Origin of the sequence: Kitasatospora sp. NPDC057518 (assembly GCF_042802075.1) — a bacterium.
In the GTDB taxonomy this organism is placed as follows: Bacteria; Actinomycetota; Actinomycetes; order Streptomycetales; family Streptomycetaceae; genus Kitasatospora.
In genome coordinates, this window is the sequence record NZ_JBHVEU010000359.1 from 1 (window position 1) to 9,134 (window position 9,134).

Consider the following 9,134-nt stretch of genomic DNA (forward strand, 5'->3'; position numbering starts at 1 on the left):
GCTCTCAGCCGTTGCGGCGGTAGTGGTCCAGGGACACCCGGACCGGCCCGTCCGGGCCCGCGGTCGACAGCACCCGGACGACCGCGAGGTCCCGGCCGTCCGCGGACCGGACGCAGAAGGCGCCGCGCGGCCCGACGGCGGCGAACGGGATCCGCCCGGCCGGGCGGCTGCCGAGGCCCTTGAGGCACTCGGCCGGGCCCAGTCCGGCGTCCCGGCCGATGAAGGAGTCGGCGTTCTCCGGCACCAGGAACTCGCCTTCGCCGCGGCCGACGTACCAGGTCGCGCTGTCGGTCGGGACCACGGTGCCAGTGGCGAGGTCGAACTCGTAACCGGCGTCCGACGAGGTCAGCTCGACCGCGCGGTAGGCCGGGGCGTACTCGGGGGCGGGGGCGGACGGCGGTGCGGCGCTCGGCGCGACGGGGACGGACCGGGTGGGCGACGGCGACCCAGCGGGCGTCGGGGCGGCGGTCGGGGCGCCGGGCTCGGCGGCACCGGACACCGGGGCCTCGGCGGCCGCGGCCTCCCCCGACTCCTGGTCGTCGAGCAGCAGGGCCGTCGCGGCGGCGGCGCCGACGGCCAGGGCGACGGCGGCGGTCAGCGCGGTGCGCCCGAGGGTGCGTCTGCGGCCGCCCGTGCGTGGGGCCTGACGGCCTGCCGACACCTGCGACCCGGCGGGCAGTGGCCCGGCGGGTGCCGGGGCGGCTCCGGTCGCAGGCGCCGGCGCGAGCACCGTCGGCGTCGGCGCGGTGGTCGGGGCGAGGACCGTACGCGCTGAGTCCCACCCGGGCCCGGCGGCCCCGGGCCCCTCGGCCGGCACCTGCGGCAGCTCGGCGTGCCGGGTGATCTGGCTGGTCAGCGGGTGCGGCAGCCAGTCGTCGCCGAACCTGAGCTGCCCGCCCACGGCCGGGTGGTTCCGGGCGGCGGCGATCACCTCGGCGGTGGTCGGACGGTCCTCGGGCCGCTTGGCCAGGCACCGCAGCAGCAGCGCGCGCAGGCTCTCCGGGACCCGGCCGAGGTCGGGCTCCTCGTGGACGGTCCGGTAGAGCGCCGCCGGGTCCGGGCCGTCGCCGAACGGCGGAGCGCCGCCGGCGACGTGGACGGCCAGGGCGCCCAGCGCGTACACGTCGGTGGCCGGGGTCGCGGCCCGGCCCACGGCCTGCTCGGGCGCCATGTAGGCGGGCGAGCCGATCCGCAGGCCGGTGCCGGTCAGCGCGCTGGCGTCGGCCGCGCGGGCGATGCCGAAGTCGATCACCCGGGGGCCGTCGGAGGCGATCAGCACGTTGCCGGGTTTGAGGTCCCGGTGGACCACCCCGGTGGCGTGGATCGCCTGCAAGGCCTCGGCGATGCCGGCCATCAGCAGCAGGACGGTCCGTTCCGGGAGCGGGCCGTGGCGCTGCACCACCTCCTGGAGCGAGGGGCCCGGCACGTAGGTGGTGGCCAGCCACGGGGTGGCGGCGTCCACGCCCGCGTCGACCACCTGGGCCGTGTACAGCCCGTGGATGCGCCGGGCGCTGGCCACCTCCTGGGCGAACCGGGCCCGGAACTCCGGGTCCCCGGCCAGTTCGGGCCGCACCACCTTGAGCGCCACCGGCCGGCCGCCGGGGGTGTACGAGAGGTAGACCCGGCCCATGCCGCCGGCGCCGAGCCGGGCGGCCAGCAGGTGGCCGCCGACCTCGCGCGGGTCGTCGTCGGCCAGCTCCTGGAAGACCGGCTGGAGGGCGAAGGGGGACCGGTCAGCGGACATGCGGGCTGCCTCTCTCGGCGGTCAGGGGGCGGCACGGGGGCCGGACAGGCCGGACGGGCCGGAAACGGGCGTACGGCACACGCGGCACACGCGGCACGCACGGCACGCACGGCACGCACGGCGCCGCAGAGTTTAGAGGTTTTATCAGGATCGGCCGAATCGGCCCCGGCAGGGCTGCCCGACGCGGGGCCCGACGGGAGCGGTCCGCCCGCGACGGCCCGGCTAGTCGCGCGCCAGCTCCGCCTCGACGGCCCCGCACAGCAGCCGGCGGGCGTGGTCGAGCGGCAGCGAGCCGCTCAGCCAGCGCACGCTCAGGCCCTCGACGAGGGCGGTGAGCCGTTCGGCGGCGGCCGCGTGCGCCGGGGCGGTCCCGCACGGATCGGCCCGGGCGAGCAGTTCGGCGATGTCGTGCACCCAGGTGTGGGTGGTCCGCGCCAGGTCCTCGCGCAGGTGCGGTTCGAAGACCGCGGTGGCTCTCAACTCGCCCCAGGCGGTGCTGTTCTCCCGGACATCCGGGCTGTCCTGGAGTTCCCGGAGCAGTACGCGTTCGAGGTCGGCCCGGGGGCTCTCGGCGCGGGGCGGGGCGGGCTCCTCGTCGGCGGTGTAGTGGTCCGCGCGGTCGCTGATGTGCGCCAGCGTCTCCCGGAGGATCCCGGCCCGGTCGGTGAAGTGGTAGTAGATCAGCGAGGTGGACACCCCGGCCTCGGCGGCGAGTTCGCCCACGCGCAGTCCGCGTACGCCGCGCCGGGCGATCACCCGGGTCGCGGCCTTGAGTATTTCCGTCCGACGGTCCGACATGGGCGCCCACTCTACCGGGCTTCCCGGCTGGTCAGACAGGTTCCTGATGATCGTTTCAGGGGTTTCCATCAGCTTTGCCTCCAAGTCTTGACTGAATTTTCAGTACGGTAGAGGATGCGGGGCAACCCCCACGCCTCCCGCATCAGCCAGGGAGCGCCCCGTAGACCCCCACCCCCTCCCGGGCACCACCGACGGCCACGTCGCTGCCCGGCGCGCCGCGCCGCGCCCGGAGGGGCCCGAACAGAAGAGGTTTCCCGTGACGTACCGAATGCCCGCGGAGTGGACCGAGCACGAGGGCTGCCTGATGGCCTGGCCCGTCCGCCCGGACCTGTGGGGCGACACCCTCGACGAGGTGAAGGGCGAGTACGCGGCCGTCGCCCGCGCCATCGCGCAGTTCGAACCGGTCACCATGGTCGCGCCGCCCGGCCACGGCGAGGAGGCCCGGGCCCGGTGCGGCGAGGGCATCGCCGTGGTCGAGCTGCCGACGGACGACTCCTGGTTCCGCGACTCCGCGCCGATCTTCGTCCTCGACGGGGACGGCCGCCGGGCCGGCGTGGACTTCCGCTTCAACGCCTGGGGCCGCAAGCACAGCCCCTGGGACGCCGACGACCGGATCAGCGGCCTGCTGCTGGAGCACCTCGGCACCCCGGCGATCCGCTCCGAGATGATCCTCGAGGGCGGCGCGATCACCGTCGACGGCGAGGGCACGCTGATCACCACCGAGCAGTGCCTGCTGCACCCCAACCGCAACCCGGAGATGACCCGGCAGGAGATCGAGGCCGAACTGAAGGCGCGCCTCGGCGTCACCAAGGTGGTCTGGCTGCCGTACGGCGGGGCGCTGGACACCGAGACCGACGGGCACGTGGACGGCGTCTGCGCGTTCGTCGCCCCCGGCAAGGTCGTGGTGCAGCTCCCGGCCGACCCCGCGCACCCGGACCACGCCCGGATGCGGGCCAACCGCGCCGTGCTGGAGCACTCCACGGACGCCCAGGGCCGGCCCTTCGAGATCGTCGACCTGCCGCAGGCCGCCTTCGTCGAGGTCGACGACCGCGAGGTCGAGGTCGGCTACCTGAACTTCTACCTCGCCAACGGCGGCGTCGTCGTGCCGGTCGCCGACCACCCCGAGGACGCGGGCGCCCTGGCCGTGCTCGCCGCCGCCTACCCGGACCGGAAGGTCGTCGGCGTGCGCGCCCGGGTGATCGCCTACGGCGGCGGTGGCATCCACTGCATCACCCAGCAGATCCCGGCCGCCCACGCCTGACCCCTCGCCAGCGAACGGAGACCCCACCCTCATGACTCCCACCGCGCCCGCGAGGGGCGCCGGAGCCCGCGGCCGGCTCGTCCTCGCCACCGCCCTGCTCTCGGCGGCGGCCCTGGTCGCCGCCTGCTCCGGCCCGCCCCGCGGCGGCGCCGACCAGGCGGCGGTCCGGCTCTCCGCCGACACCCCGCCCGCCAAGGGCGAGCTCGACTCGTTCACCTGGGCCACCTACGCCGAGCCGCCCACCCTGGACTACCTCCAGGCCTTCGACTACCCGCAGAACACGGTGCTCTCCAACGTCTGCGAGAGCCTGATGCGCTGGACCCCCCAGCTCACCCTGGCCCCCGGCCTGGCGGAGAAGGCCTCCAACCCCGACCCGGCGACCTGGGTCTACGACCTGCGCTCCGGCGTCCACTTCCACGACGGCACGGTGATGACCGCCGACGACGTCGTCTTCAGCCTCGGCCGGCAGATGAACCCGGACAACGCGGCGGCCTGGGCGCAGGTGTTCCAGAACGTCGAGTCCGTCACCAGGACCGGCCCGCTCCAGGTCACCGTCAAGCTCAAGCAGCCCGACTCCCAGTTCCCGCAGTACATGGCCACCGCCGCCGGCGTCGTCGCCGCCAAGGCCGGGGTGGAGGCCGCGGGCAAGGACTACGGCACCAACGGCGGCCTCGACTGCACCGGCCCCTTCACGCTGGGCACCTGGGCCAAGGGCCAGTCGATCGAGCTCCAGCGCTTCGACGGCTACTGGGGCGCCAAGGCCAAGTCGAAGAAGGTCGTGTTCAGCTTCCTCACCGACGCGTCCGCCCGCACCAACGCGATGCTCACCGGCGACGTCGACGGCGGCTACCTGATCCCCACCGAGAGCTACGACCGGCTGAAGCGGGAGGGCCCGGGCACGCTCTACTTCGGCGAGGGCCTGAGCACCGTCAACCTCAACGTCACCAGCATGAACGGCCCGCTCGGCGACCTGCGGGTCCGCCAGGCGCTCTCGCTGGCCCTCGACCGCTCCGGCTTCGTCCGGACCGGCCTGGCCGGCGCCGGCACCGTCACCGGCTCCCTCACCACCAGGGCCGCCTGGGCCGGCGCCCCCGAGGACGTCCGGAAGGCGGCCTTCGACCACCTCACCCCCACCGCCCCGGACATCGACCGGGCCAAGGCCCTGGTCAAGGAGGCCGGCGCCGAGGGCAGGACGCTCACCGTCGCCACCAGCACCATCGGCCAGGACGTCTCGCTGCTCGCCACCGCCGTCCAGGCCGCCGGAGCGAAGATCGGCCTGAACGTCCAGCTGAAGACGATCGCCCCGAACGCCTTCACCGCGCTGTTCACCGACGCCAAGGCGCGCGAGGGCATCGACCTGTTCCCGGAGACGTACTACGACTCCGTCACCGACCCGCTCGACCTGCTCGCCAACTTCCGGACCGGCGCCTACCAGAACTACGCCGGCTTCAGCGACAAGGCCTACGACGACCTCGTCGACCAGGCCACCGCCGAGTACGACCCGGCCAGGCGCGGCGCGATCGAGGCCAGTCTCCAGCAGACCGCCTCCGAACAGCTGCTGTGGATCCCGGTCGCCGAGTGGCCCACCAGCGTCTTCCTCAACAAGCGCGTCACCGGCGCCCCCACCACCATCTCGTACATGTACTACCCGTGGGCCGCCGACGTGGGGGCCGCCCGGTGAACTTCCTGAGATTCGCCGCCCGGCGGCTGGCCGAGATGGCCGCCACCCTGCTCGGCGCGTCCTTCGTGGTCTTCGGCGCGATGTACCTGGCACCGGGCAACCCGGCGAGCTTCCTGCTGTCCGGCCGGTCGGCCTCCCCGGCCGCCCTGCAAGCGATCAACGAGCAGTACCACCTCGACGACCCGTTCCTGGTGCGGTACTTCCGCTGGCTCGGCCAGGTGCTGCAGGGCGACTTCGGACGCTCCATCACCTACCGCACCGACGTGTCCCGGCTGCTCGCCGACCGGCTGCCCGCGACCCTGACCCTGGTGGTCATGGCCCTGCTCGTGGTCGCCGTCCTCGGCCTGGCCCTCGGCTGGATCGGCGCGGTGCGCGGCGGCGCGACCGACTCGGCGGTCCTGCTCTCCACCACGCTCGCGGTCGGCACCCCCTCCTTCGTCGCGGCCGTCCTGCTGCAGGGCCTGTTCGCGGTCAAGCTGGGCTGGTTCCCGACCAGCGGCACCGGCGACGGCTTCGGCGACCTGCTGTGGCACCTCACCCTGCCGGCGGTCGCCCTCGCGCTGTACCTGATCGGGATGCTCGCCCGGGTCACCCGCTCGGCGATGCTGGACGCCCTGGAGGGCGAGCACGTCGCCGTCGCCCGCAGCCGCGGCGTGCCCGAGCGCGAGGTGATCCGCCGCCACGTGTTCCGCAACTCGCTGGGCACCGTGCTGACCACCGGCGGCCTGATCGTCTCCACCCTGCTGGTCTGCACGATCCTGGTGGAGTCCGCGTTCAGCATCGGCGGCATCGGCCAGCTCCTCGAACTGTCCACCACCACCAAGGACTTCCCCACCGTCCAGGCCATCTCGCTGCTGATCGTCGCCCTGTTCATGACCGTGAACCTGGTCGTCGACCTGCTCCACCCGCTGGTCGACCCCCGGGTCGCCCTCGGTTCGAGGAGGGCCGACGCATGAGTGTCGCCCTCATCCGCCGGCCCGGCCTCGGCCGCCTCAGGGCCGCCCGCGCCCCGCTCCACCTGGCCTGCCTCGGCCTCGTCGCCCTGGTGGTGCTGGCCGCCCTGCTCGCCCCCTGGATCGCGCCGGACGACCCGAACGCCGTCGACCTCGGCAACGCCCTCGCCGGCCCCTCGCCCGACCACCTGCTCGGTGTCGACGCCGCCGGCCGTGACACCCTCTCCCGGCTCCTGCTCGGCGCCCGCACCTCCCTGCTCGGCCCGCTCGGCGTGGTCGCCTTCTCCACCGTCGCCGGCGTCCTGGTCGGCCTGGTCGCCGGCTGGCGGGGCGGCTGGCTCGACTCCGTCCTCTCCCGCGGCACCGAACTGGTCTTCGCCTTCCCGGGCATGCTGCTCGCCATCCTGATCGTCTCGGTGTACGGGGAGGGCCTCCTCGCCCCCGTCGTCGCCCTCGCGATCGCCTACCTGCCGTACGTCTCGCGCCTGACCCGCTCCCTGGTGCTGGCCGAACGCGAACGGCCCTACGTCGCCGCGTACCAGGTCCAGGGCCACTCCGCCGCGCAGATCTGCCTGCGGCACGTCCTGCCCAACATCGCCCCGATCGTCCTGGCGCAGTCCACCATCAACTTCGGCTACGCCCTCATGGACCTCGCCGGCCTCTCCTTCCTCGGCCTCGGCGTCCCCGCGCTCACCCCCGACTGGGGGCGGATGGTCTTCGACGGCCAGACGGCGATCCAGCACGGCTACCCGCTCTCCGCGATCCTGCCGTGCGTCCTCCTCGTGCTCACCGTCGTCGCGTTCAACGTCGTCGGCGAGCGCTGGGCCGACCGTGTCGCCCGGAGGAGCCGATGAGCCGGAGAACGACGAACCGGAGAACGACGAACCGGGGGACCCGACGAACCGGCGCAGCCCCGAACCGGAGGACCGCGTGAACGCCCTCGACATCCGGGGCCTGCGGCTCCGCCTGCCCGGCACCGCCCGGCCCGTCCTCGACGGGGTCGACCTCGCCGTGGGCCCCGGGGAGACCGTGGCCCTGGTCGGCGAGTCCGGCTCCGGCAAGAGCCTCACCTCCCGCAGCGCCCTCGGCCTGCTGCCGCCCGGCGCCACCGCCGAGGGCAGCGTCCTGGTCGACGGCGAGGACGTCCTGACGATGGGCCCCGACCGGCTGCGCGCCCTGCGCACCGGCCGGGCCGCCATGGTCTTCCAGGACCCCAGGGCCGCGATCAACCCGCTGCGCCGCGTCGGCGACTTCCTCACCGAGGGCGTCCGTCTCGGCGGCCGGACGAGCCGGGAGGACGCCGAGCGGCGCGCGGTCGAACTGCTCGACGCCGTGGGCCTCGGCCCGGAACTGCTGCGCCGCTACCCCGGCCAGCTGTCCGGCGGCATGCTCCAACGCGTCATGATCGCCGCCGCGCTGATGGGCGACCCGGTCCTGCTGCTCGCCGACGAGCCCACCACCGCGCTCGACGTCACCAGCCAGGCCGAGGTGGTCGCGCTCCTCGACCGGCTGCGCCAACGCTTCGGCACCGGCCTGCTGTTCGTCACCCACGACCTCGGTCTCGCCGCCGCCATCAGCGACCGGGTCCACGTCATGTACGCCGGGCGGATCGTCGAGAGCGGCCCCGCCGAGGCGCTCTTCGCCCGGCCCCGCCACCCCTACACCGCCGCGCTGCTGGCCGCCACCCCGGGGCTGGACTCCGGGAGCGGCCGACTCGCCGCCATCGACGGCCAACCACCGGACCTGCGCGAGGAGTTGACGGGCTGCGCGTTCGCCCCCCGGTGCCCCCGGGCGACCGCCCTGTGCCGCGAGGAGACCCCGGCGCCGGGCCCGGTCGCCTGCCACCACCCGCTCGAAGGGAGCCGCGCCGATGCCTGAGGCCGTACTGGAGGTCACCGGACTGTGCCGGACCTTCGGCACCGTACGGGCGGTGGACGACGTCTCCTTCACCCTCCCGGCCGGCGGATCGCTCGGCATCGTGGGCGAGTCCGGCTCCGGCAAGACGACCACCGCCCGGATCGTCGTCGGCCTCGAACAGGCCGACGAGGGGCGGGTCGCCGTCCGGGGCCGGGCCCGCGCCGGCCGGGTGCGGGGGAGGGCCGGGCGGCTGGCCCGCGCCCGTGAGGTCCAGATGGTCTTCCAGGACCCGTACCTCTCCCTGGACCCGCGCACCAGCGTCGAGGCCGTGCTCCGCGAGACCCTGCGGCTGCACTTCCCCGGCACCGACCACGCGGCCCGGATCCGCGAACTCCTCGACCAGGTCGGCCTCGGCAGCCGGGCGGCCGACGCGCTGCCCCGGCAGCTCTCCGGCGGCCAGCGCCAACGCGTCGCCATCGCACGGGCGTTGGCCGTCCAGCCGGCCGTCCTGGTACTGGACGAGGCGGTCGCCGCGCTGGACGTCTCCGTGCAGGCGCAGGTCCTCAACCTGCTCGCCGACATCCGCGAACGGACCGGCATCGGCTACCTGTTCATCACCCACGACCTCGGCGTCGTCCGCTGCGTCACCGACGAGGTCGTCGTGATGCGCCACGGACGGATCGTCGAATCCGGCCCCACCGCCCATGTCCTGGACTCCCCGCAGCACGCCTACACCCGGCTGCTGCTGGAGTCCGTCCCCCGGCCCGGCTGGGATCCCGACCGGATCGCCGCCGCGCGCCGCGCCTTGTAAGACGGCTCCGGCCCGGCAGGTGGTGGTAC

8 protein-coding genes are annotated in these 9,134 nt (G+C 74.5%); 6 read left to right on the top strand and 2 right to left on the bottom strand.

Annotated features, from left to right (window positions below; translation table 11 throughout):
* Nucleotides 1–4: 4 nt before the first annotated feature.
* Both ACFU7Z_RS29360 and ACFU7Z_RS29365 read right to left on the bottom strand, forming a co-directional pair.
* Nucleotides 5–1,744: a serine/threonine-protein kinase gene (locus ACFU7Z_RS29360; RefSeq protein ID WP_380780766.1), complete on the bottom strand. Its 1,740-nt coding sequence runs from the start codon at nucleotides 1,742–1,744 to the stop codon at nucleotides 5–7.
* Between the two features lie 222 nt (nucleotides 1,745–1,966).
* A complete protein-coding gene (locus tag ACFU7Z_RS29365) occupies nucleotides 1,967–2,542 on the bottom strand; it encodes a TetR/AcrR family transcriptional regulator (RefSeq protein ID WP_380780768.1) in 576 nt (191 codons plus the stop codon).
* 256 nt (nucleotides 2,543–2,798) lie between these two features.
* Between ACFU7Z_RS29365 and ACFU7Z_RS29370 the strand changes: the two genes are divergently transcribed.
* From ACFU7Z_RS29370 to ACFU7Z_RS29395, 6 genes are all read left to right on the top strand, one after another.
* Complete coding sequence (locus tag ACFU7Z_RS29370) at nucleotides 2,799–3,803, top strand: agmatine/peptidylarginine deiminase (RefSeq protein ID WP_380780770.1); 1,005 nt, start codon at nucleotides 2,799–2,801, stop codon at nucleotides 3,801–3,803.
* A gap of 31 nt (nucleotides 3,804–3,834) precedes the next feature.
* Entirely contained in the window at nucleotides 3,835–5,484 is a 1,650-nt protein-coding gene (locus tag ACFU7Z_RS29375; RefSeq protein WP_380780772.1) for an ABC transporter substrate-binding protein, read from the top strand.
* On the top strand, nucleotides 5,481–6,440 hold the full coding sequence (locus tag ACFU7Z_RS29380) for an ABC transporter permease (RefSeq protein ID WP_079272556.1): 960 nt from the start codon (nucleotides 5,481–5,483) through the stop codon (nucleotides 6,438–6,440). Before ACFU7Z_RS29375 ends, ACFU7Z_RS29380 begins: the two co-directional genes overlap by 4 nt.
* On the top strand, nucleotides 6,437–7,291 hold the full coding sequence (locus tag ACFU7Z_RS29385) for an ABC transporter permease (RefSeq protein ID WP_380780774.1): 855 nt from the start codon (nucleotides 6,437–6,439) through the stop codon (nucleotides 7,289–7,291). The genes ACFU7Z_RS29380 and ACFU7Z_RS29385 overlap by 4 nt, the downstream gene beginning before the upstream one ends.
* A gap of 76 nt (nucleotides 7,292–7,367) precedes the next feature.
* Nucleotides 7,368–8,315: an ABC transporter ATP-binding protein gene (locus tag ACFU7Z_RS29390; RefSeq protein WP_074004680.1), complete on the top strand. Its 948-nt coding sequence runs from the start codon at nucleotides 7,368–7,370 to the stop codon at nucleotides 8,313–8,315.
* The gene (locus ACFU7Z_RS29395) at nucleotides 8,308–9,105 is read left to right on the top strand and encodes an ABC transporter ATP-binding protein (RefSeq protein WP_049650845.1); all 798 of its coding nucleotides are present in this window, start codon (nucleotides 8,308–8,310) and stop codon (nucleotides 9,103–9,105) included. Before ACFU7Z_RS29390 ends, ACFU7Z_RS29395 begins: the two co-directional genes overlap by 8 nt.
* The last annotated feature ends 29 nt before the right edge of the window (nucleotides 9,106–9,134 follow it).

What these genes read in the sequence shown, in the direction of transcription:
- ACFU7Z_RS29360 (WP_380780766.1), bottom strand. Translation starts at nt 1,744, where the DNA reads ATGTCCGCTGACCGGTCCCCCTTCGCCCTCCAGCCGGTCTTCCAGGAG.
- ACFU7Z_RS29365 (WP_380780768.1), bottom strand. Translation starts at nt 2,542, where the DNA reads ATGTCGGACCGTCGGACGGAAATACTCAAGGCCGCGACCCGGGTGATC.
- ACFU7Z_RS29375 (WP_380780772.1), top strand. Translation starts at nt 3,835, where the DNA reads ATGACTCCCACCGCGCCCGCGAGGGGCGCCGGAGCCCGCGGCCGGCTC.
- ACFU7Z_RS29385 (WP_380780774.1), top strand. Translation starts at nt 6,437, where the DNA reads ATGAGTGTCGCCCTCATCCGCCGGCCCGGCCTCGGCCGCCTCAGGGCC.
- ACFU7Z_RS29395 (WP_049650845.1), top strand. Translation starts at nt 8,308, where the DNA reads ATGCCTGAGGCCGTACTGGAGGTCACCGGACTGTGCCGGACCTTCGGC.